The sequence below is a fragment of the Gardnerella bivia genome, assembly GCF_049262715.1.
In the GTDB taxonomy this organism is placed as follows: Bacteria; Actinomycetota; Actinomycetes; order Actinomycetales; family Bifidobacteriaceae; genus Bifidobacterium; species Bifidobacterium vaginale_A.
This window is the reverse complement of record NZ_CP058399.1, coordinates 644,789-669,353: the sequence shown is the minus strand read 5'-3', so window position 1 is coordinate 669,353 and position 24,565 is coordinate 644,789. Positions and strand designations below refer to the sequence as shown.

The following is a 24,565-nucleotide window of genomic DNA, read 5'->3' as shown; positions in this document are numbered from 1 at the left end:
ACATTACGCTTATTTAATCATTACGCAAGCAAATCTCACAACACTTTAAGTGTTATCAATTACAACGCTACTTTCACAACACTGTTATTCAAAAGTTGCTAATCAATCACACTCACGTAAAATATTTGCTCACATATAATTGCTACTTATACCTCTATTTATACAACTATGCACGCGACTTTTACATAATTTTTATGTAATATCCTAGATTTTTAGCTTTTCCTACATTCATACACCTTCAAAAGTAATAAACGCATGAAAATCATAACTTATATTCAAAACGCTATAACGATATCACCTAGTGGCTAACTGTAGAAGAAATATAAGCTTCACGCCAATATTTGTGAAAGCTTATCTTTTGCAGATTGCTCTTCTAATTTATCTTTAGATAATGCAGACGGCGGAGTCGGAGGAGCGCCGACTAAACCTAACTTACTTAAAGGAGATGCGCTAGATTGACGCAAAACCATTATTACACCAAACACTAGTAACGATATGCCAGCAGTTGCGCAATAGACTGATAAATACGACACTTTTTCAGCCCAGCGTGCAGATAGTTCTACTCCAGGCAAAATTTGCCAGACGAGATACATAGAATAAACACAAGCAAACGCACCAAATGTAATCATAGAAGTGCCAATAATTTGTATGCTTACTGAAGATTTACGTGATTCAGGAATATCCATACCAGATTTTCTAGATAAAGACAAAATGAACGATGAAATAGCTCCAACAATCAACAGTGACATAATAACATCTGTAGGCCTATGCCACCTTCCAGCCATAAGAGAATAAGAAACTAAACAAGTAAATATCGCTGAAACTAATGCAACCCATGCGCGAAGTTTTCTCGTAACGCAACACGCCAATATAGCACAAGCAGATGCGACTAACAGAGTATGACCCGAAGGAGCTGAATTTCTTGCCAAGCTTTCTATATTCACAAGCATTTGGCGAGGCAATACTTTTTTAAGCGGCTCAAATGCAAGAGATAACAACACTATTGCCACACACTGACCAATGAGCAACCAACGTTTACGAATAAAAGCGATTACAAGAGCGCATGCCATAATTAGAACGCTTATTGAAATTATTACTATGGATTTTCGCAAAGGCTTAAGCAATAATTCTAGCCATATTGGCAATGCTCTAGTTCCAAAACCGTCTATAACTATTTCTTCATAACTTTGACCTAACGGAGTTCTAACAGCAAGAAACCACAAAGTGAAAGCAACAATAAGCATAAGCACTCCGCATACAACACACCACACGCGTGTAGATATGCGAGGACTAGAAAGAAGTGGGTCTATTGGAGAAAAATCTGAATTATTAAAAGAACTTGAATCTAAATCTGCAGACTCTAAAACTAAATTTTTAGAATTGTTAGAATCTTGAGTAGAAGATTTAGAAGAAGATTTAAGACTTAAAGAATTATATTCATTTTCAGAAAATTGTGCGCTCGAAGTTCCATCGCTATTAAATGCACTAGTTGTTGATTCATTATTTTTAAGCGCTTTTACTTGAGCACTATTATCGTCAAAGTCTACAGATTCATCTGTAATCTCTACGCTATCTTTTGAATAATCAGTAGCGTGTTCATTAGGAAGCTCTGGCAACGGCTCAATATCTTCCAAACCTTGCAATCCTCTAGATGAATTCTTTAATTCCTCACTCATACTTTAGACTTTACGACAGCGTCACGCCAAAAGAGTTTTACAAAAGAAATACCCCCGCGCACCCATCAGAGGCCACTTACCCTTGCTGCATTCCTGCCCTGGGGGGATTGGGTGACTTAATGCCACACGGAGGCTTTATCTATATTACACTATTTTCATTACTTGTCGAGTAAATTACAATTTTTAGGCGCGCCACACGCTTTTACCATGCTCTTTTGCAGATTCTAAATCAGAATCAAGCTGAGATTCATTTTCTTCAACTTCGCCTTTAATATAAAGCTCAACTAATTCACGAGCCTCACTATCTTCATGTTGTACAGCTGGAGATTTCATGAAATATGAGCTTGGAGCGAGAATAGGACCAGAAAGCTTACGATCTAACGCAATCTTAGCAGCACGAACAGCGTCAATCACAATGCCTGCAGAATTAGGCGAATCCCAAACTTCAAGCTTATATTCCAAATTCAATGGAACATCACCAAAAGTAGTTCCTTCTAAACGAACAAAAGCAAATTTGCGATCGTCAAGCCAAGCAACGTAATCAGAAGGACCAATATGAACGTTATGATCATCCATTTCATGAGGAACAATTGAAGTCACAGCACGCGTTTTAGAAATCTTCTTAGATTCCAATCTAGATCGCTGAAGCATGTTCATAAAGTCCATGTTTCCGCCAACATTCAATTGATAAGTGCGATCTAACCTCACACCTCGATCCTCAAACAATCTTGCCATTACACGATGAGTAATAGTCGCTCCAACCTGACTTTTAATATCATCGCCAATAATAGGAACGCCAGCATCACGGAATTTTTGTGCCCAAACAGGATCAGAAGCAATAAACACTGGCAAACAATTCACAAAAGCACATCCTGCTTCCATAGCAGCAGTTGCGTAAGCCTTATCTGCCTGCTCAGATCCAACAGGCAAATACGAAACTAATACATCAACATGCTTATCTCGTAAAACTTGAGCCACATCTACTGGATCAGCTTCTGATTCATCAATCATTTGACGATAATAATCGCCTAAACCATCATATGTAGGGCCTCTTAAAACTTCCACTCCAAGATTTGGAACTTGAGCAAAACGAATCGTATTATTTTTGGAAGCTCCAATTGCTTCACTTAAATCACGACCAACTTTTAATGCGTCAACATCAAATGCTGTAACAAACTCAATATCTCTTACACGATACGAACCAAAAACAGCATGCATCAATCCTGGAATTTTATCTCCATCATCGGCATTTCGATAGTATTCCACACCTTGAACCAACGATGAAGCGCAATTGCCCACGCCGGCAATGGCAACGCGGATACTCATATAAACTCCTTGCCTGCAAAAATCAATGACTATGCTCTATGTAGCACTAACATATTCATAATACTATCCACTGAGTTATATAGTTAGTTTCTTTTGATATTTTCCATATAATTTATAAATTTAACTTAAAATAGCACAAATTAGCACAAAAAATTACATAAAACTTATAAATTCAATACCTAGCATTAACTTTGATTTCATGACTATGCGTAACAATGAGCAAGACTCAAAAAGTAACTCAAGTGTACGTAATATAAGAAATAGCAAAGAATCTTCCAAATTACACGAACATAGCAATAAAGATTTAGCAAAAAAGGACGCAAAATCAAAATCAAGCAAAAATACAAGCAAAAATACAAACACGCGCACAAACAAAACAACAAGCAAAAGAGCAAACACTAGATTTGCAACAAAATCTAGATCCAATACAAATACTGGAGCTAAAAATCGCAATCAGAACCGTAAACAGCACAAAAAACATCCAATAATATTATGGATGATTATCTTATTTACTCTGTTTATAGCAATAGGATTATTACTTTTTGCATATTTGTATTACACAACAGAAATTCCACAACCATATAAAATCGCAATGGCAGATAAAACGAAAGTTTTTTATTCAGATGGAAAAACTGAAATAGGGTCTTTTGCTGAGCAAAATCGAGAGATAATCAATTGCTCAATACTACCAAAATACGTTGGTAACGCCATAGTAGCATCAGAAAATCGATCATTTTATAGAGATAACGGCATTGATTTTAAAGGGATTGGACGAGCTTTAATACATAACGTTACTAAACGCAAACGCTGGGGAGGCTCAACAATTACACAACAATACGCCGAACGCTACTATTTAGGCGAAACAAAAACTTACATAGGCAAATTACACGAAGCAATTTTAGCTTTGAAAATTTCACAAACTCAAGATAAAAGCACAGTTTTATGCAACTATATGAACACTATTTACCTTGGAAGAGGAGCATACGGTATTCAAGCTGCATCAAAAGCATATTTCGGAGTAGACGCGAAAGATTTAACACTAGCACAATCCGCGCTTTTAGCAGGCATAATACCAGCTCCAAGTAGTTGGGATCCTGCAGTCGGAAACGAAGAAGCACGATCGCGATTTAATCGAGTTCTAAAAATTATGGAGAAAGACGGTTACATAACTTCTAAAGAACGAGAAAAAACAAAATTCCCTAAAACGTTAAATCAAAAATCTCAAAATATTTACTCTGGACCTAACGGATACATTTTGCATATGGTTCGAGAAGAACTTACTAAAAGTAAAGCTTTCAGCAAAGAAGATTTAGATACAGGCGGATATCGAATTATAACTACTATAGATAAGAACAAACAAAATCTTATGTTTAAAGTTGCAAGCCCTTCTCAAACCATGAGAAAAATCTTGCCACAAGGTATTCAAGTTGGCTCTATATCAATTAACCCGAAAAATGGTTCGATAATTTCAATATACGCAGGCGATGATTATGTTAAAAAACCTTTGAATAACGTCACGCAAGCACTATATGAACCCGGATCCACTATGAAACCTTTCGCTCTTATGGGCGCAATACAAGCTGGAATGAATCTAAATACTTTATTTAATGGTGATTCGCCTATAAAATTCGATGGAATCAAAGATCCCGTTAAAAACTTTTCAAATATTAGCTATGGAAACATAGATATGTATCAAGCTACAGCTAAATCTGTGAACACTCCTTACATGGCTTTACAGCAAAAACTTGGAAGACGCGTAATTGCTCAAACTGCAGTTGCAGCAGGATTAAGCCCTAAAAGAGTTACAGGAGAAAATCCTTTTACTGTTCTCGGCAATGATAATGTTCACGTAAGTGAAATTGCGCAAGCATATTCTACTTTTGCAAATAAAGGTAATAGACCTGATTTACATATTGTTTCAAGAGTTAAAAATTCAGAAAATCGAGATGTTTATACAACTCCAATAACATTAAAACAAGTTTTTTCACCTAATAACGCTGCACTAGCATCAAAAGCAATGTTAGGTACAGTAGATCATGGCACAGCTACTGAAGTTAAAAAACTTGGAAGACCAATGGCTGGAAAATCTGGAACAGCAAATGATCAAACTGCTGTAAGTTTTATAGGTTTTGCACCAAATGTAGTAACTGTATTTGCTTTATGGTACCCGGATTGCAATGGTAACCCTCAAGTTATTCCGACTTTCCGTGGAGGATTTGGATTAAGCGGAAGTTCATTGCCAGTCCACTTATTTACTCTTTATATGAGAAACGCTCTGAAAGATGTTCCAGTAGAAGATTTTCCAGACGCAAAAGATAATGGGAAGATTGGTGGACCAGATGGAACTTGGGGATTAGGTAGCCAAATTACAGAATCTGCAGATGACAATACAAACAGCAGCGATTCTAAAAACAGTAAAGATAATAGCGATTCTAAAGATAATAAAGGCGCTAGAGATAATAAAGGCGATAGAGATAATAAAGGCGATAGCGGCACTAAGGATTCTAAAGATACCAAGGATTCTAAGGATTCTAAAGATACTAAAGACAACAACTAATCTCAATACTCAGTAAGACACTACTAAACTCTAGCGAAACAGCGCTATTCACCCAAAGCTTTAGCAACAATATCCTCAAAAGTATGCCAATTTATATTTTCATATCCGTGTAACTCAGCAAATTGAGGACCATTACTAACATCAAGATTAGAAAAAGCAGTTTGAGCTAAAGTAGTTGCACCAGAAGACGATGCAGAAGCAAGGCCTGCAAAAGAATCTTCAATAGCAATACAACAAGCCATTTCACGACTTACTTCTTCTTCAGAAAGCATGCCATCAGCGTTAATTCCAACTAATTTTCCAGCTGCAATATACGGTTCTGGGCTAGGCTTAGTCGCGTAACCATCATCTCCGCAAATATATCCCACAAAAGCACCGCTCGGCGCATGTTTAACTATATTTTCCACTAATCTACGAGGAGAATTACTTACAAGTATCGAAGGAATACCAGCTTTAGCTAAATCACCTAGTACATCCATAACACCTGGAACCCACGGAACATTCTTTTCTTCACATTTAGCAACATAATCGACCATTCCATTGCCAATTTCTTCTACCGACAATTGCGTTCCAAGCTCAATCATCGCTTTCGCAACAGCCTCTAGAGAGCCTCCTGAATATTGCCACGCAAGCTCTTCGCTCCATTGACCTCCGTGATTTTTAGCAAGACAAATTTCTGCTTCATGCCAATATGGCTCAGAGTCAATAAGCGTGCCATCCATATCCCAAAAAACGGCTTTAAGTAATCGCCGCTCAGATGACGCTCTCCAGGATCTCCACAACACAATTGATTTATCTTCACTATTTGAAGAATCAGAATCACTATTTGAGAAAGACTTAGATGAAGGTAAAGCACGGCGCTCACAATGAATGTCGTATCTCCAATTACGAGCGTTTCTAGAACGCAACACTTCAACGATATCACCCTGAGCATTCGCAGCAAAAATATTACGTTCAGACGATTCAGCTCTTTGCTCAATATGCCTTAATTGCCTTTTAAGTTGGCGATTTTCTTCTTGCAAAGAAAGAATCTGTATAACACCAGCTAAATTAATACCATCATTTTGGCTTAAACGCTGCGTTTGAATAAGGCGATTGATATCTCGCAAAGAATACCGTCTAGCTCCACCCTCTGTACGCTGAGGAACGATTAAATTCAATCGATCATATTGTCTCAACGTTTGAGGATGAGTTTTCGTAATACTAGCAACATAGCTCACCATAAAAATAGGCATATCTATGTTGAATCCAACTTCATCCGCACCATCAAGCGTTGCTCTGCCACGAACTAATGCAACAGCGCACATCTCATATAAGACTTTAGTGTCTCGACTAACTCGCATTATAATTCGCCTTTCTTGAGTGTGTTGCGGATTTTAAACTAAACGGTATTCCAATAACAGCATGCAATAAACAATAACAATCAACTGAAATCAATAAAATTGACCAGCTAAATTCACAGCACCGCTACTTACTGCCTTAAATTATCTACAGCTTGTGAATATGAATCACCACAAGCTTTATCAAACTCTTTAGCAGCATGTTTTATAGACATTGTAGAGCGTTTAGGAACATGAATTTCCACTATTCCTACAAATTTACCATTCTTACCAGGAACTCCAGCATTTTGCACACATACTTCATCTCCACTTGAAGATCCAGCTGGAACAGTAAATTTTACTAACTCTCCATCTATATTTTGTAAAGTAACTTTTGCGCCATGCACAGCTTCACTCACTGTTAAAGGCAATTTAGTTAGCAGATCATTTTCACGCAAACTAAAACGTTCAGAAGGTATTACATGAACATTAAGATACATATCTCCAGAAGATCCGCCAAACTGACCAGACTTACCTTTACCAGCTAATCTAATCTTTTGACCATCTCGAACACCTGCCGGAATACGCGTCTTAAAAGTCTTACCAGCAGAACGCAAAGATACTGTTGCGCCTTTGAATGCTTGCTTAAATGTAAGCGTAATTGAGGTTGTAATATCATCTCCATTTTTAGGAGTAGGAGCAGATTCAGGCTGAGAATATTGACTATATTGATTTGCGAATCCACTATCTCCTTGGAATCCAGAAGATTGAGAACCAGCTGAACCAAACATAGAGAATAAATTACCTAAATCAGGACCACCATTTGTAGAGAAACGAACTCGAGTATTCGCTCCGCCACCAGGCATGTCTGTTGCTCCAAACATTGAAGAGAATATGTCTGAAAACCCTGCAGAATCAAAACCTGCTCCGCCAGATCCTCCTTCAAATCTAGCTCCACCAGCTCCAAATTGACGAATAGCATCATAGCGCTGACGAGTCTGTTTATCTTTCAAAACATCATAAGCTTCTGAAACATCCTTAAATTTTTCTTCAGCTTCTTTTGTTTTATTCAAATCAGGATGATACTTGCGAGCTAATTTACGATAAGCTTTAGTAATCGTTGAATCATCGGCATCTTTGGAGACACCAAGCACTTTATAAAAATCTTTTGTCAACCATTCATTTTCAGCCATCTGTGCCTCCTTTCATTTTCAGCACATGTGACATATTTTCCCATAATATGACCTACTCGTGTTGACTTGATATAAACTCAAACCAACACGAGTAAGTATGCAATTAAACTAAGCAATCACGCATTATTTGGCGATGCAACTACAACTCGAGCAGCACGAATAACACGATCTCCAATTCTGTAACCTGCTTCAACTACAGCATCAACTGTTTCTTTTGTGGCATTTGGATCTGGACGATGCAAAATAGCATCATGCTTAGTAGGATCGAAATCTTCACCCTTTTCACCAAATTTCTCCACACCGAACTTCTCGAATGCTTTATCTAACTTCGCAGCAACAGCTTTGAAGGAATCGTCCATATCACTATGCTCGCGAATCCTATCAATATCGTCTAAAGCTGGAAGAAGAGCACTAAGAACATCTATAATCCCATGTTGACGGAATCGATCCTGCTCTTTAGAAGCACGATTGCGGAAATTGATGAACTCAGCACGCTCTCGTTGCAAAGCTTCTAAATACTCCGCAGCCTCTTTCTTGGCTTTACCTAGAGGTGTTAAAGTACTCTCTTCAGAACCTTCAGAAGACTTTTCACACTGGCTTTCAGAAGACTTTTCATCTGAATTTTCAGAAGAATTCGAATTATGCGAATCCGAATTGCTATTATCTTCTTTATTACCTTCTGCTTTATCTTCTTTTTTATCTTCTCTAGACTCAGAATCCTTATCTAAAGAATCCTTCTCTAAAGAATCAAAAGATGAAGATTCTTCTGATTTATTAGATTTATGTGAATTATCTTTCGCAAAAGCATCAGAGTCTGAATCACTGTTTTTCAATGATTCAACATCATCGATGCCGTTTAGATAATCGTTGCTGTTGAACTCGGACATTACTTGTTGTCCTTATCGTCCTTGTCGTCATCCACCACTTCGGCGTCAACTACGTCATCATCTTTAGAATTAGATTCTGCACTTTGAGCGCCTTGAGCACCAGAGTCTGTACTCTGAGCGCCTTGAGCACCTTGCTGAGCGTAAAGTTGCTGACCAATCTTTTGAGCAGAAGTCATCAACTCGCTCTGAGCAGACTTAATCTTCTCAACGTCATCGCCCTTCAAAGCTTCCTTCAAAGCATTAACTTTTTCGGTAACTTCCTTGGAGATTTCGTCAGAAAGCTTGTCTTTATTATCATTCACAAGCTTTTCAGTCTGGTAAGCAAAAGCTTCTGCTTGATTGCGAACTTCAGCTTCTTCCTTGCGCTTCTTATCTTCAGCTTCGTGAGCTTCAGCTTCCTTCACCATGCGATCGATTTCGTCCTTTGGAAGACCAGAACCACCAGTAATAGTCATAGACTGTTCCTTACCAGTGCCCTTATCCTTAGCGGAAACGTGCACAATGCCGTTAGCATCAATGTCAAAAGTGACTTCAATCTGTGGAACGCCACGAGGAGCTGGAGCAATACCAGTCAACTCAAAAGTACCAAGCGGCTTATTGTCGCGAGCAAACTCACGTTCACCCTGATAAACCTGAATTAATACAGATGGCTGATTATCTTCAGCTGTAGAGAAGACTTCAGAGCGCTTAGTTGGAATAGCAGTATTGCGCTCAATCAGCTTAGTCATAATTCCACCCTTGGTTTCAATACCCAAGGAAAGCGGAGTTACATCAATAAGCAGAACGTCTTTACGATCACCCTTAATAACACCAGACTGTACAGCTGCACCAACAGCAACAACTTCATCTGGGTTCACAGACTGATTTGCTTCCTTACCACCAGTAAGCTCCTTAACGAGATCCTTAACAGCTGGCATACGAGTAGAACCACCAACAAGAACAACGTGATCAATCTGGCTCACAGAAATACCTGCATCAGAAAGAACATTGTTAAATGGTGTACGGCAACGTCCAAGCAAATCAGATGTCATTTCCTCAAAATGAGCACGAGTCAAAGTTTCATCCAAATGCACTGGAGTTCCGTCAGGAGTCATTGCCAAGTATTGCATTGAGATTGAAGTAGAAGTAGAAGAGCTAAGCTCCTTCTTCGCTTGCTCAGCAGCTTCCTTCAAGCGCTGCAAAGCAATCTTATCCTTGCTTAAATCAACACCGTACTTGTTTTTAACTTCGCCAACAAGCCAATCAATAATCTTCTGATCCCAATCATCGCCACCCAAGTGGTTGTCACCGTTAGTTGCCTGCACCTGAATAGTTGAGAATCCATCTTCATCCTTGCCTATTTCAAGCAAAGAAACATCAAAAGTACCGCCGCCTAAATCGAAGACCAAAATACGCTCGTCTTCCTTGCCTTTTTCAAGACCATAAGCCAAAGCAGCAGCAGTTGGTTCGTTAATAATACGAAGTACGTTCAAGCCTGCAATCTTACCAGCATCTTTAGTTGCCTGACGCTGAGCATCATTGAAGTATGCCGGGCAAGTAATAACAGCATCAGTGACTGGCTCACCTAAATAAGCTTCAGCATCTCGCTTTAACTTCATCAAAACCTGAGCAGAAATCTCCTGTGGAGTCCACTTCTTTCCATCAATCTCCACAGACCAATCAGTGCCCATATGACGTTTTACAGAGCTAATCGTACGGTCAACGTTTGTTACAGCCTGACGCTTAGCAACTTCACCAACCAAGATTTCACCTGACTTGCTAAATGCCACAACAGATGGCGTAGTGCGTGCGCCTTCAGCGTTCACAATAACAGTTGGACTTCCACCTTCAAGTGTTGCAATGCAAGAATTAGTTGTACCTAAATCAATACCTACTGCGCGTCCCATTTTTTCTCCTTTATTATCTTCAAATCCTAACTTGGTAGCGTATTAACAACTACCTGATTCATTTTCCAAAACTTGAGTCTACTACACTCAAGTTATAAAAGTCAAATTTTATTACAAAAAATCATAAAAACTTTATATGCCAAGACTCAAGTTTTATAAAACTAGCTAAATAACAGCTAAATAAGAGCTAAATAAAGAGCTAAATAAAAGCTGAAACTTAGCAACCAAAAAGCTAAATAAAAAGCTGAAACTGAGTAACAACAGAATTAAAACTGAGCAGACACAAAGCCAAAACTGATTATATAAAACGCTCAATCACTAATCAGCAGCATGCGACTGTGAATATTCTTTAGCCCAACCTTGAACGAACGCATCTTTGACTTTATCCCACTTAGCACTGCCTTTAGCGTACTCAAGCAAAGCAGAACCTAAATTATTTTTCCAATTATCAGAAGGCATCATAGTGAAATTCCAACTGACAGAAACTTTACCTAATCGAGCATCTTCCATAGCAGCTTCAGACAAAGGATTATCTGACTTAACGTTAAGAAGACTTCTAAAAGGAGTATTAAATCCCATCTTCTTAGATAACGCATCTTTGCCATAATCTGAAAGAACAAGCCACTTCAGAAAATCTTTTGTAGCTTTCTTATTATTATCGCTAGTTTTATTATTTATACACCAATAATTTTCAGAACCGGTAGCCAAACCCTGATTTTTCTCATTCGGAGCTCCAATATAAATCGGCAACATTCCAAGTTCAGTATCCTTCATACCAACTTTTGAAAGTTCACTCCAAGCCCAAGTTCCATTCTGATAAAAAACAGCTTTACGCTTAGCAAATTCTCCAATTGCATCTTCACCAGTTTTATACTCAAGCTCAGAAGGAGAAACAGTTGAATCCTTAAGATATAAATCAAAAATCTTCTTAAAACCATCTAAATAACTGCCTTTTATCTTTTTAGGCTGCCTAATTATTCTATCTTCCTTAAACTCATAATAAAGCGGCAAATTAGCTAGATGCGTCTTAAAACGCCAATCAGAACTTGAATCGAAACCAGAAGACGTAAAAGCACCATCTATACCTAGATCGCTTTTACGCGCTTGAATATCGTCTGCAACTTCCTTAAGTTTATCAAAGCAATTTATATCTTTAACGGATTTTATCTTCGCATCCGGCAAAGAAATATATTTAGAAAGTAAATCTTTATTATAAATCAACCCATATGTTTCCATAACATAAGGTATTGCTACGATTTTATTTCCATCACTTAAAGCAACACTTTTACTAATAAGTTGATTATAAATTTCAGTATCTTTCAAATCAGACGCATATTCTTGCCAATTAGCATAACCAACAGGACCATTAACTTGGAATAACGTAGGTGCGTCATTACCTTTGCTAATTTCACCTTTCAAAAACTGCTCATACGTGCCAGAAGCAGGAGTTTCAACTTTAACTTCAACACCAGTTTCTTTAGTGTATTCCTCAGCAACTTCTTTCCATTGATCTGCAACTTCAGGTTTAAAGTTTAAAAAATATACTCTACCCTTACTGTTATTAGAGCTAGACGAACCGCATGCAGACATTGCACAGCACGTAATTACAACACATGCTATTAGCGCAATCATTGATTTAATCTTACGATTCATCATCGAACCCTCTCCTATAAAGTCAGCTTACGTATCGTCAATTTTATCTAGAAACTTATCTAGAAACTTATCTAGAAACTTATCTAGAAACTTATCTAGTTTTTAAAGCACTTTCTTACAATTCATTATTCACTTAATAACTCGACTTTGCAAACAATACTAGAGCAAAAGCACGAATGCAAAATCAGAATCAAAACTTAAGCATAAAATAAAAAGCAGAGTGAAAACCTAATATTAACATGCTATTAGCACGCTAACAATTCCATCGGACTATAACCCTATCTCCCTTATAAACACCTAAAACACAATAATGCGCTGTATCAAGACGCAACATTCTTGCCATAGTCGGAGCAATACCAAGCCATTTCATCGTCAATATACGCAAAATATGCGCATGAGCAACAAGCAGAACATCATTGCCAGCATTCAATTTAGGCAATACTGTGTCTATTATTTCACCAGTTCTTTCATAAACACATTCCAGACTCTCTCCTGAAGTTCTTACAATATGAACACTTTCTCCGCTTGGCAAAGTTTCTTCACCGTCAAATAACATACTTGAAGGCAAAACTGTTGGGCCATCGGACCAAACGTCCCAAGCTTCACTTCCACTAAGATTAGCTACATCTTTACGAGTACGACCTTCAGCTCCGCCATAATCCCATTCCATAGCAGCAGGTAAAGGCTGACAATTTTTAAAACCTGCTAATTGAGCTGTTTGAATAGCTCTACGAAGAGGACTAGCATAAACACAATCTTCATCAAACCCATCAGGGAAAGCATGTAAAATACGCATTCCTGCATCTTTTGCCTGCTCACAGCCTTTATCTGTAAGAGGTATATTCGTTCGACCAGTATGCTGACCAGACTCACTCCACACAGTCTGCCCATGACGTAACAACACGAGTCTTCCTGTATGCTCGCACGAACTTTGCGACGGCATGTTTGAAACTATATAGGATTGGTAAGCTTCAGCCATTGCAACTCCTTTACGCGTTAAATATAAATCGCAATTGTAGATTTTGGCTACTTTACGATTAGCAACACTTCCAAGAGCGAAACCGCTTCATCGCAGAAAACGCATCTTATACCCTTCTATGGTACAGCTGATTGTAATTTTTACATCGATTTTTTTTAATTTTTATGAATAAAATTTGTAAAACTTTTATTTTTCAGTGATTTCACATCATCCAATTGCATTCTTGAAGAATATATTGTAAGAATGAAAGAGTAAAAATAAATAAGCACAATCAAATAAAAACAAACGCAAACTGTACCAAACTAAAACTAAAAAATAAAAGAGAAGAAAAATAAAATAAATAGAATAAATAAAATAGTAAAAGAGAATAAAAAAGAGAATAAATAAAAAGAAAATAAAACTGTCAACTGAAAACTTATAGAACACGTTTTATAGAACACGTTTTATACAACACCACTAATAAACGATAAGAAGTAAAATGCAAAATCAAGAATCTACACACTCAAACACTAACAACGAAGAACACAAATTAGCATATAACAGCACAATCAACACTCTTCTTAACCGCAGATCCATACGCGCTTTCAAAAATGAGCCAATCAGTGAAGAAATTGTCAACACTCTTGAACTAGTAGCGCAAAGAGCAGCTTGTAGCCAATTTCTAAACGATTGGTCTGCTATTAAAATCACTAATCCTGAAATAAAGCAAAAGCTTTCAGAAATTGGAAACCAAGCATATATTGCAACCACTCCACTTTTATACGTGTTCGTGATCGACCAACACAGAAATGCTGTTATAGCACGCAAAAACGGCATCGATACAGAAAGCAGCGAATTCACTCTTAAAACTGGGTATCGCTTCTGCCAATCTCAAAATGACGCAATATTGGCACTTCACGCAATGGAAACAGCAGCAGAATCATTAGGACTTGGATGCGTAATTCTAGGTTCAATTTTAAATAATATTTCTGAGTTAATTGAACTTTTGAAATTACCAAAATACACATATCCCGTTCTAGGACTTGCAATCGGTAAGCCAGATCAGGCTCCAGATTTGAAACCTCGAATGGATCCTAGCATGCAATTCTTTGAGAATGAGTACCCAAGCGACAATAACAATTTGATTGAAAAACTAGTTGATTTTGATGCTAGAGTTCACAAATATTACGATTTGAGAAATGCCAGCCGACCGGTTGACGCTTTTAGCGCGCAAATTGTGAAACTCGCAACAGATTCAGGAGCTAAAAACCACAGTTGCGAAACACAATTAAATAAACAAGGTTCTACGTTCAAAATCTGATTTTTCGCGTTAATCTTGTGATTTTTCTAAGCAAAGTTACTTTCTACGCGGCTTATAACCTCGTTTTCTAGACTTTTGCTTAGTTGTTTCAATACGCGAGCGCATATCATAATATTTACGTATTGCAGGATTTGAATGAGTTAAATGCCAGCAACTGCAATATTCACATTTATAAACCCACAGTTGCGCACCACGCTCTCTGAGACTTTTATCCGCTGCAATAAGAGCCTGCCCTTTATTTGTATACATTATTTTTTGAGTAGATTCACATCTGCGCGGAGTAAAGAAATACATAGCTTTCATGGTAGCAAACTTCTTAACACTCAAACTAAAACCACATACAAGGCAACCACAAATCGCACGCCAGGCACTCGCACGCAATAGCACAAATCACGCGCCTGTAGCCCACCAGACACACACGCCTGTTACCAGTCAACGCTTCTTCACCACTCACACTCACCCACTCACCCACTCACCCACCACTCACCAGACACCACTCACTCAATCACAACTCACTCAATCACTCACACGCCGGTAGCCCACCCACTCATCACTCACTCATCACTCACCAGACACCGAAAACCAAAATGTGTAAAAGTTCAAGCAATCGCTATTTAAATTCATTTGTTCAAATAAAATTCAAGAATAATTCAAGAATAATTCAATTTTGATAATTTTCTTCTAAAAATGCTATACAAAACAGACTATTCCGAGTAACATTGAGCAAAAGTTCAACTTATAGCGTGCAAATTTGTTCAATTTGTTCAATTTTGATTCAATTGTTCAACTTGTTCAATTATCAGATTTGCAAATTATGTGATTCTAAAAAAAAATCATATAGAAAATAAAGAAAGACGTATTATGGCACAGAATTTTGCTGATGAGCTTAAAAAAGCTATGAAATCACACGGCTATAAGCAGATTGACGTAATCGAGCTTGCAGCAAAAAACGGTCATAAGCTTGGCAAAAGCCAGTTGAGCCAGTATTTAAGCGGAAAAACTGAGCCTCGCAAAGACGTACGTAACATACTAGCTGAAATTCTTGGAATCAGCAGCGATGAAATAAAAGGTGGGCATTCTTGTGCAAAAATCGGGCAAAACTGCCAGTCTGCAGAAGAATCACAATTAAATCATCCACAGCTTACTGAAGCTGAACTTTCACAAACGCTCAAACATAGAAACTTCAACAAATCCACCAAACTTGAGCATGTGCTTTACGATGTTCGCGGACCTGTTGTTGAAGAAGCAAACCGCATGGAAGCAAACGGAACTCATATTTTAAAGCTTAACATTGGAAATCCTGCGCCTTTTGGTTTCCGCGCTCCAGACGAAGTGATTTACGACATGCAACAGCAGCTTATTGACTGCGAAGGCTACTCGGATAGTCGCGGACTTTTCTCTGCGCGCAAAGCAATTATGCAATACGATCAGCTTAAGGGCATTGCCGGCGTACAAATGGAAGATATTTACACTGGCAACGGCGTTTCCGAGCTAATCAACCTTTCTATGCAAGCGCTGCTTGATTGCGGCGATGAGATTCTTATTCCAAGCCCGGACTATCCTCTGTGGACTGCGTGCGCGAGCTTGGCTGGCGGCACTCCTGTGCACTACATGTGTGACGAAAAGTCGCATTGGTACCCAGATATTGCAGACATTCGCTCTAAAATCACGCCTCGCACTAAAGCAATCGTGATTATTAACCCAAATAATCCTACTGGCGTGTTGTATAGTCGCGAAGTTTTGGAAGAGATTGTTAAGATTGCGCGCGAGTTTAATTTGATTATTTTTGCGGACGAGATTTACGACCGTCTTGTTATGGATGGCAAGAAGCATATTTCGATTGCTTCTCTTGCTCCAGACGTGTTCTGCGTAACTTTTAGCGGACTTTCTAAGTCGCATATGATTGCTGGCTTCCGCATCGGCTGGATGAGTCTTTCTGGAGATAAATCCAAGGCTCGCGACTACATTATGGGACTTAACATGCTGTCTAATATGCGATTATGCTCGAATGTTCCTGCGCAATCGATTATTCAGACTGCTTTGGGCGGATACCAGAGCGTTGAAAAGTATCTGGAGCCGGGCGGACGCGTGTATGAGCAGCGCGAGTATTGCTATAATGCACTTCAGGAGATGGATGGCGTAAGCGTTGAGCGACCAGATGCCGCTTTCTACATGTTTGTAAAGCTCGATCCTGCTCGATACAACATTCACGATGACGAACAGTTTGCGCTTGATTTGCTGCGCGATCAGAAGTTGCTGATTGTACACGGAAAAGGCTTTAATTGGCAAACTCCAGGCTACTTCCGCGTAGTCTACTTGCCACGCTTGCAAACGCTTCGTGACGCAATGAGCAAACTCTCCAACTTCCTCTCCTACTATCGACAGTAGTACTGCATCTTGCTTGCAAACTGCAGCGCCGTAAATCACAACAAAATAACAAACCATGAAAATACGTACATTTCGGAGTAGTTAAGAGTATTTCGGAGTAGTTCGGAGTAAAACACCGCAATAAACACAAAGAAAACCCAACAAAGCTATACGAGAGTAAGGCTAAGAACACTTCGGAGTAGTTCGGAGTAGTTAAGAGTAGTAAAATACTGTACTTAATAGCGCACTATAAATACCCTTAATTTGAGCATGGCATTCCAGTCAAATCCTTGAAAGAATAATACTCTCTATATCCTTCTTTTGGTATAGTAATCACAAGAATTAGTTGTATAAAATCACTCAGCAATACTTCGATATTTAAGGCGGAACAATGGAAGAGTACAAGATCGAAGAGATTAAAGAACTGAAAGAAGGTCAGTATTTTGATCGCAAAAGTGCTCGCATAAAGCCTAAAGATATACTAAAACACGTCATTGCCTTTGCCAACGCAGACGGAGGCACATTGGCTATCGGCATCGATGATAATGGCAAATTATCTGGCACAAATTATACGGAGGCTCATTCTTTAGACGAATACGAACTAGCAATCCAACAAGATATCATTGGTCAGCCTTCAATCGATTACAGCAAGTTAGAATACGAATCCGAAGATGGCAAAAATGCATTATTTATCATTCATATTGATTGCTCAAAAAATAGACTTATTAAAAATCGAAGTGAAGAAGTTTATTTAAGAATTGGAGATAAAAGCGTCAAACAAAATTACTCTCAAATTAAGCAATTAGAGTATGCTAAAGGCGAAAGATTATTCGAAGATAATCTAATTCCAGACGCTAACCTGGCAGATCTTGATGAACAATTGTTGAATGAATATAAAAAACAACTTAATTGCGAACATTTACCTAATCAGCAAGTATTAGAAGCTCGCGGATTTATGCATCAAGGTCAACTAACTGCCGCATCAATTTTAATGTTTGGCAAAAATCCAAGCTATTATTTCCCACAAGCTCGTCTGAGATTCCTGCGATATGAAGGAACCCACCGTGAGACTGGCGCACGAATGAATATTGTTAAAGATCAAACCTTTGACGGACCGATTCCAACAATTATTCGACAATCACAAACAGCTATACGAACGCAATTGCGCGAATTTGAATATCTTGGAAACGATGGAAGATTCAAAGTCGTACCAGAATATCCAGAATTTGCCTGGTTTGAAGGAATTGTTAACGCCGTAGCACATCGCGATTATTCATTAAGAGGCGATTATATTCGCGTCAGCATGTTTGACGATCGATTCGAGATATTCAGTCCTGGTTCCTTGCCAGATATTGTTACATTAGAGAATATGCGACATACGCGATACGCTAGGAATCCTCGTATTGCTCGCGCATTAGTTAACTTCGGCTGGGTTCGAGAACTTAATGAAGGAATTAATAGAATTTATGAGGAAATGGCGGAATTTTATCTCAATGATCCTCAATACAGCCAGCCAAATCCTTATTCCTTATTGCTGACGTTAGAAAATAACTATGCTTCACGTCAAATGCGCATGGACGATCATATAAATGAGTTAGAGGAAAAACTAAATAATGGCGAGTTCAATGAGAATGAGCGAAAAATTCTCGCATATTCATATAGCAATGATCGAATTACCGTAAAAACAGCTGCAAATCTTATTAATATGAGCGACACTACTACCAGAAAAATATTACAGGGTCTTGCTAGCAAACAAGCTCTTGTATGGCATGGTAACTCAAAACGTGACCCTAAGCAATACTATGCGCGCATAAAAGATTAGATTAAGCACAAAGAAAACAGTTAAGAGTAGTTAAAGGTATTTCGGAGTAGTTCGGAGTAGTTCGGAGTATTTCGGAGTAAAACACCGCAATAAACACAAAGAAAACCCAACAAAGCTATACGAGAGTAAGGCTAAGAACACTTCGGAGTAGTTCGGAGTAGTTCGGAGTAGTTCGGAGTAGTTAAGAGTAGTTAAAGGTACTTCGGAGTAAAACACCGCAATAAACACTCATTTCGCTCACAGTCCATAAAAAGGTGTAAATAAAGGTGTACATATCGAAAGACACATATCATTCATAATATGAAAGAAAGAAAAGTAAGAAGAGTAAGCATGAACGCTGCAGCACGAGTACGATCGGGGTTGGTTATATCCGTTTTATCGCTTAATGCTTTTCTTTTAACGAGCTGTAGATTTGGCGTAAGTCTATATCTTTTAATACATGTCGATTTATCTCACGCAGCGCTTAACGCGGTGTCCGTAGCGCTTATGACCTGCATAGCAGCACCGCTTGGCGGAATTATTGCAGATAAATATCCACCAACTAGATTGTTTATAGCGCTAACGTTTTGTTTTGCATTGTTGTGTACTGGATATGGTTTCGCTTTAGTAGCACAGCATAATCTTATTGCTATTACGGTTACACTACTCGGCATAATATTCGGTTTCTTTACTGCATTTTCTTCGCCTAATCAAAAAGTATTAATGGCATATAGCGCACCAACTGGCGAAAAAACCAAATTTTTAGCAAGCATGCGTATGTGGATTAATCTCAGCAGGCTTGCTGCACCAGCGATTACTGGCATATTTGTTGATATATGCAATCCGCTCATTTTCTTTACGAGCATTGCTATTGTGATGATACTAGCGGCGCTACCTCTACTGTTAGTTAATCTAAACCAGCAAGCACAAAATAGCGCAAACAATACGAAGACAGGAAGCAATAAAACTGCTGGTTTTGCAGCTTCTCTGCACTATATGAAATCTACACCATGGTTAATAGTCTTAGGAGTAGTATCAGCATTACAATCGGGATCATGGCTTGCCGCATTCAGACTAATGGGAGCACACCATTGTCTCACGCTTTTTCATTCGGCATCCACGTGGGGTTCAATAGTCAGCATATTTAACATTGGCATGATTGTAGGTTCGCTATTATGCAAATATATTGTGCTGCATTATGAGATTTTATACTCTATTTTATTACCTGGATTCCTTTCTATTCCTTTACTTATTTTCGCACTTAATAATTGGATTGCTCTTTTTCTTTGCTCTGCTTTCATTGCAGGTATTATTTTTGACGCAACTATTGTCTATGGGCAAACAGCTCTTCTCGATGGCATACCAACACACATTCTCGGTGCGACTACTACTTTTACTTCTATTATGGAGCAATGCGGAATTATCGTAGGGTATGCAAGCGTACTAGCATGGGGAAATCTAAATTCATCATTATTCATAATGATTGCAGCCGGTGTAATACTTGTTTCAACAGGTATAGCCTTATGGATTATTCAAACTCGTAAACAAACATACCCATCAATGATTACCAAAGATTATTGGACACCATCAACATGGGTAAAAAGAAGCATATAAAAAGAGGCATATAACAAGCTATTTAGTGCGAAAACACAATAAAAAGCTATAAAAATGCAATTACATCACAGGACAATTAGTTTGCACATCCTGTTGGAATCCTGACGGATCTCCCAGTTTTGCTTTACGCATATGCTCTTTGAAAAAGTTTCGCGTTGCATCATCACAACGGTCTGGACCCATAAACGGCATGCTAGGCACTTTTTCAAGCTCACGCAAAGCTTTACTTGCCGCTTGCTCATCACTAGCATACGTGTCTAACCATTGCCGTTCCCAAGCACACTGATAATAATTAGATGCTTGCGTATCGCCATATCCACTCTGGAACTGAGCGTCTTTTTCTTCTCCAACCAAGTTTGCAGGAGCTTTATATTTTTTAGGCCAACTAAGCTTTGCAACGGACTCCTGATATTCCTTCTCTATATGAGCAAAATCAACAGTCTCTCTAGGTGAACTATTTTGCGATCGCGCACCATCCACACCACTCGCATTATTGTTGCCCACTCCTCCACACGCATTAAGCATAAGAAGCGCACTAAGCACACCAACAATAAGAGTTGCTTTACCAATATTATGATTATTCATTATTCCTTCTTTCTTATTTTTTGAAAATTAACGCAATGCTAATGCTGGCTGTAAACGCGATGCTTTTATTGCCGGCACCACACTTCCAGCAAGCGCTGTAATAAAAGCCGCAATAACAGCTCCAATAGCAGCTTCATATGGGTAAACTGGCGGACTAACTGGGCTTGCTGCATCCCAAAAACTTGATGCTATAGACACAAGACCAAAAGAAACAGCAACAGCAGCAATCGAAACTATTAGTGCTAAAATAATCGCACTGCCTAACACGAGTGAAGCAATCGACCATTTAGTAGCACCCAAAGCTCTGCGTATAAGCAGTTCATGCGTGCGCTGCTCCAACGATGCTAAACCAATATTGATTAAACCTAGCGCGGAAACAAAAAGCAATAATGCTGCTACGATAGCAAAACTTAATTGCAATACTGTTATAACATTCTCGTAATTATCACTATTATCATGTCTTCTAATTTCGTTTACTTGCCCACCGCAACAGTCATAAAGAGCATCTGAAACATAAGATTTAATTGATTTTTGAGAACGATTTTCTTTATTCAACCAGTAGATTGAGCCTTGAGCTTCTTTTCCAGAATATTCCCAAAGAGTTGGAGCGTAACGTAATAATCCTAGAATATTCACGTATACTTTTGCTGAGTCTACGCCATCGTTCACAACTCCAACAATCCTTATAGGACTCATTTGTGTTGTTTTGCGAGAAGTAATAAATGCTACTTCACCAATCTTGTATCTTTTGCCAGCAGATTGATTTACTACCATTTCTAATGCGTTGCTTTTAGCGCTATTACTAAACCATCTCCCACTTACAACAGGTAAGTTATAAACTTTGTTGTATCCTGCAGTAGTGTAAACAGCGTCAACATATTGAAGATTGCTGGTCTTATATTCTTTGCTTATTTTTACACTCTTCGAGGCTGGCATAGAAGCGCTAAACAATAGTCCAGTGTTTGGTTGTAGCATAACGTTAGCGTTACGGTTTGCGGATTCAATGCGATTTAAGAATTTGTCAAATACTGAATATTCGTCAAAATTTTGTGCTGAAAAAGTAATCTCGTATGTCGGTCTACGACCGTTTAGCTGTTCGTTAGTTGCAATAAGATAGTCCTTACCAACCGTGCCGATAAGCACTGACGCAATAACGGCAATAATGCCTATAAACATTGAAAAACCTGTGAGGAAGGATCTCATAGGAGACAGGCGCAAATCTTTAAGCAACATGATCATAAAGAACACCGCCTTCCATAGTAAAAATGTGAGAGCAAGAACGAGCCACTTTCATATCATGAGTGACTAATAGTAATGTTGTTCCAGATTCTTGAACACGATCATGCAACACTTGAAGCACTTTTTCTCCCGTACTACTATCGAGCGCACCAGTTGGCTCGTCACAAATAAGTAATTCGGGATTAGTAACGAGAGCACGCGCTATCGCGACTCTCTGCTGTTCACCGCCTGATAGACTTCCAGGGTATTCGTTTAGTTTATCTTGCAATCCAACATCACATAATGCTTCTTCTATCGTTTTTCTTCTTGTCCGCTTGCTTTGTTGTAGTCCTGCGTATAAAAGCGGCAACTCAACATTTTCTCTAATACTTAAATGCTTAATGAGAGAATAGTTTTGAAAAACAAAACCAATATTTCGAGCGCGCATATGCGATACTGTATTATCGCTACACTTTTGGATTGACTTGCCAGAATAATAGTATTTTCCAGTAAAATTTTTATTCAAAAATCCAATAATAGAAATAAGACTCGTTTTGCCAGATCCAGACCTGCCAACTACCGCGTATGTTTCACCTTGATTAAGTAACATAGAAGCAAAGTTGACAGTGGTAAGCCATTCGCCATTGCCTAGTTTTACACGCGCTGACACGCCTTGTAGTTCAACCAGTGGAACAGTATTGTTTCCCATAATCATTGCACTCCTGGAATGAGATCAGGAGAAACGCCTGCTACAACATCACCCTCATGCAAACCAGACGTAATTTCAATATTAGCGCCGTCACTGATTCCAAGACCAACTTCTTTACTCTCCCAATTATCGCCTTTTTTGTATGAGACTAAACCTTTTTGAACTCTTCCAGCAACCGCACTAACGGGCAGTGTTAGAACCGATTGTTTATGCTTGCCATTAAAAACAAGAGTCGCATTTTGGCCTGATTCTACTTCTGCGCTTTTATCTATTAAACAAGTTAAAACTTTTGACGATACACTAGGTGTACTTTGCTCACTCGACTCATCTGTTTGAGTCGAATCAGCACTATCATTCTTGCTACTACCCGAAGCTGCAGCATCGCTAGAAGTTCCACCGCTTTGTACTATTTGCAAACAATTGGTTGGCCCAACACCATCTTCAACTTGGAAGCGACCTTTAACATCTGCAATATCCGCAGAACGAAGTAAAGCTTTTGCATTAAGGCTTATTGAAAAACCTTCATATTTAAGAGTGAATAGTGGGAAAGATTTAGGCACGTCCGCAGATGATTCAGCTACTGACACAACTTTAGCGTCTACGGGAGCAATAATTTTATTACCAGCATTGTAGCCTAAAATACCTCCAGCTTTTACAGCACTTCCTGCTTTTACCGATGTAGAAAAATTCCCTCTACTTACAGCAGTTATAACAAAGGTAGACGATTGTTCTATTGATGCCTTACCCGACACAACTTGTGTTAAAGGCTGTTTTTTGACTGAAACAAGTGGAACTGAATCACGTGATGCCTGCTGTTGACTATTATCAACTGCTCTACCAGAGCATGCAGTAAGCAAACACACTGGCATAGCAGCAAGCAAGAGTACTTTTGTAAACTTACGCATAATACAAAGCTCCTCACTCTCCAAACTCGTAAACGCATAGGATGCGTTGAAACAAGCCTCTCAAACTGATCCAAAATAAATAAAGGGCTCGGTAATGCTGCAATTAACGCTTTTATGATTACCACTTCATTTAGAATTTAAACTTTTGCTTAATAGCCTATAATCGCCGTAAAGAGTTTGCATCACACTAAATGATGATTTCATTTATGATTTTTGGAGCTTGCGTAATACCAGAGAATGATTTATTTTGCATAAAGTTTATACGTTACTAAGCGACTTACTTTCGCATAACCCCAACCGCATTGTGATTAAATCACTAATCTTTAAGCGAACTTATTCGCTGCGAAGTAACCCCCGTAAGCTCTGCAACATCACGAACCGTCAAGCCCTGATTCCTTAGTATGCGAACCGTTTCACGCACCTATATCTGATATTTTCCAAAGTACTTTGGGTTTTGCAAGATAGACTCAAAAAATAACGACAGCTCACGAGGAATAATTCTAGATAGTACCAATTCACAAAAAATAATTCAGAACAGCTCCAGCTCACGAACAGCTCACAAACAAATCACAAAAACAAAGTATTAGCTG

At 38.6% G+C, this 24,565-nt stretch carries 18 protein-coding genes, 1 other RNA gene and 2 pseudogenes; 5 read left to right on the top strand and 16 right to left on the bottom strand.

Features of this window, described 5'->3' with window-relative positions; translation table 11 throughout:
* Positions 1-329: 329 nt before the first annotated feature.
* From HXT27_RS02835 to HXT27_RS02825, 3 genes are all read right to left on the bottom strand, one after another.
* Positions 330-1,676 carry a phosphatase PAP2 family protein gene (locus HXT27_RS02835; protein ID WP_103042789.1) on the bottom strand — a complete coding sequence of 449 codons (1,347 nt, stop codon included), beginning with the start codon at positions 1,674-1,676 and terminating at the stop codon, positions 330-332.
* Positions 1,677-1,718: 42 nt separating this feature from the next.
* Positions 1,719-1,815: signal recognition particle sRNA small type (ffs, locus tag HXT27_RS02830), an RNA gene on the bottom strand.
* 44 nt (positions 1,816-1,859) lie between these two features.
* On the bottom strand, positions 1,860-3,002 hold the full coding sequence (locus HXT27_RS02825) for an inositol-3-phosphate synthase (protein WP_075522976.1): 1,143 nt from the start codon (positions 3,000-3,002) through the stop codon (positions 1,860-1,862).
* A gap of 199 nt (positions 3,003-3,201) precedes the next feature.
* On the opposite strand from HXT27_RS02825, the gene HXT27_RS02820 reads away from it, so the two are divergent.
* Entirely contained in the window at positions 3,202-5,559 is a 2,358-nt protein-coding gene (locus tag HXT27_RS02820) for a transglycosylase domain-containing protein (protein ID WP_369803116.1), read from the top strand.
* Positions 5,560-5,603: 44 nt separating this feature from the next.
* On the opposite strand, the gene HXT27_RS02815 is transcribed toward HXT27_RS02820, so the two are convergent.
* The 7 genes and pseudogenes from HXT27_RS02815 to HXT27_RS02785 form a co-directional block, all read right to left on the bottom strand.
* Positions 5,604-6,347 (bottom strand): HAD family hydrolase, encoded by a 744-nt coding sequence (locus HXT27_RS02815; RefSeq protein ID WP_255408285.1) that lies wholly within the window; start codon positions 6,345-6,347, stop codon positions 5,604-5,606.
* Positions 6,324-6,902, bottom strand: a pseudogene (locus tag HXT27_RS02810) (heat shock protein transcriptional repressor HspR); the annotation flags it as partial. The pseudogene HXT27_RS02810 and the gene HXT27_RS02815, both read right to left, overlap by 24 nt.
* A gap of 128 nt (positions 6,903-7,030) precedes the next feature.
* A complete protein-coding gene (locus HXT27_RS02805) occupies positions 7,031-8,071 on the bottom strand; it encodes a DnaJ C-terminal domain-containing protein (protein ID WP_103042788.1) in 1,041 nt (346 codons plus the stop codon).
* Positions 8,072-8,187: 116 nt separating this feature from the next.
* Positions 8,188-8,958 (bottom strand): nucleotide exchange factor GrpE, encoded by a 771-nt coding sequence (grpE, locus tag HXT27_RS02800; protein WP_103042787.1) that lies wholly within the window; start codon positions 8,956-8,958, stop codon positions 8,188-8,190.
* Positions 8,958-10,844 carry a molecular chaperone DnaK gene (gene dnaK / locus HXT27_RS02795; protein ID WP_103042786.1) on the bottom strand — a complete coding sequence of 629 codons (1,887 nt, stop codon included), beginning with the start codon at positions 10,842-10,844 and terminating at the stop codon, positions 8,958-8,960. The genes grpE and dnaK overlap by 1 nt, the downstream gene beginning before the upstream one ends.
* 318 nt (positions 10,845-11,162) lie before the next feature.
* Entirely contained in the window at positions 11,163-12,500 is a 1,338-nt protein-coding gene (locus HXT27_RS02790) for an ABC transporter substrate-binding protein (RefSeq protein WP_075522980.1), read from the bottom strand.
* A 250-nt stretch (positions 12,501-12,750) separates the two neighbouring features.
* Complete coding sequence (locus tag HXT27_RS02785; protein WP_075522999.1) at positions 12,751-13,440, bottom strand: histidine phosphatase family protein; 690 nt, start codon at positions 13,438-13,440, stop codon at positions 12,751-12,753.
* Between the two features lie 514 nt (positions 13,441-13,954).
* Between HXT27_RS02785 and HXT27_RS02780 the strand changes: the two genes are divergently transcribed.
* Positions 13,955-14,776: a nitroreductase family protein gene (locus tag HXT27_RS02780; RefSeq protein WP_103042785.1), complete on the top strand. Its 822-nt coding sequence runs from the start codon at positions 13,955-13,957 to the stop codon at positions 14,774-14,776.
* 36 nt (positions 14,777-14,812) lie between these two features.
* Here the strand turns inward: HXT27_RS02780 and HXT27_RS02775 are convergent, their stop codons facing one another.
* Positions 14,813-15,079 carry a hypothetical protein gene (locus tag HXT27_RS02775; protein ID WP_082266194.1) on the bottom strand — a complete coding sequence of 89 codons (267 nt, stop codon included), beginning with the start codon at positions 15,077-15,079 and terminating at the stop codon, positions 14,813-14,815.
* A gap of 558 nt (positions 15,080-15,637) precedes the next feature.
* On the opposite strand from HXT27_RS02775, the gene HXT27_RS02770 reads away from it, so the two are divergent.
* The 3 genes from HXT27_RS02770 to HXT27_RS02760 all read left to right on the top strand — a co-directional run bounded on the left by HXT27_RS02770 (position 15,638) and on the right by HXT27_RS02760 (position 20,558).
* Complete coding sequence (locus HXT27_RS02770) at positions 15,638-17,164, top strand: aminotransferase class I/II-fold pyridoxal phosphate-dependent enzyme (protein ID WP_103042784.1); 1,527 nt, start codon at positions 15,638-15,640, stop codon at positions 17,162-17,164.
* 370 nt (positions 17,165-17,534) lie between these two features.
* Positions 17,535-18,965 (top strand): ATP-binding protein, encoded by a 1,431-nt coding sequence (locus HXT27_RS02765; RefSeq protein ID WP_103042783.1) that lies wholly within the window; start codon positions 17,535-17,537, stop codon positions 18,963-18,965.
* Between the two features lie 330 nt (positions 18,966-19,295).
* On the top strand, positions 19,296-20,558 hold the full coding sequence (locus HXT27_RS02760) for an MFS transporter (protein ID WP_103043239.1): 1,263 nt from the start codon (positions 19,296-19,298) through the stop codon (positions 20,556-20,558).
* A gap of 60 nt (positions 20,559-20,618) precedes the next feature.
* On the opposite strand, the gene HXT27_RS02755 is transcribed toward HXT27_RS02760, so the two are convergent.
* The 5 genes and pseudogenes from HXT27_RS02755 to HXT27_RS02735 all read right to left on the bottom strand — a co-directional run.
* The gene (locus HXT27_RS02755; protein WP_103042782.1) at positions 20,619-21,143 is read right to left on the bottom strand and encodes a hypothetical protein; all 525 of its coding nucleotides are present in this window, start codon (positions 21,141-21,143) and stop codon (positions 20,619-20,621) included.
* 27 nt (positions 21,144-21,170) lie between these two features.
* Complete coding sequence (locus HXT27_RS02750) at positions 21,171-22,382, bottom strand: ABC transporter permease (protein ID WP_103042781.1); 1,212 nt, start codon at positions 22,380-22,382, stop codon at positions 21,171-21,173.
* Positions 22,366-23,076 carry an ABC transporter ATP-binding protein gene (locus tag HXT27_RS02745; protein ID WP_103042780.1) on the bottom strand — a complete coding sequence of 237 codons (711 nt, stop codon included), beginning with the start codon at positions 23,074-23,076 and terminating at the stop codon, positions 22,366-22,368. Before HXT27_RS02745 ends, HXT27_RS02750 begins: the two co-directional genes overlap by 17 nt.
* On the bottom strand, positions 23,073-23,975 hold the full coding sequence (locus tag HXT27_RS02740; RefSeq protein WP_103042779.1) for an efflux RND transporter periplasmic adaptor subunit: 903 nt from the start codon (positions 23,973-23,975) through the stop codon (positions 23,073-23,075). Before HXT27_RS02740 ends, HXT27_RS02745 begins: the two co-directional genes overlap by 4 nt.
* Positions 23,976-24,291: 316 nt before the next feature.
* Positions 24,292-24,396: pseudogene (locus tag HXT27_RS02735) on the bottom strand (XRE family transcriptional regulator); the annotation flags it as partial.
* Between the last annotated feature and the right edge of the window lie 169 nt (positions 24,397-24,565).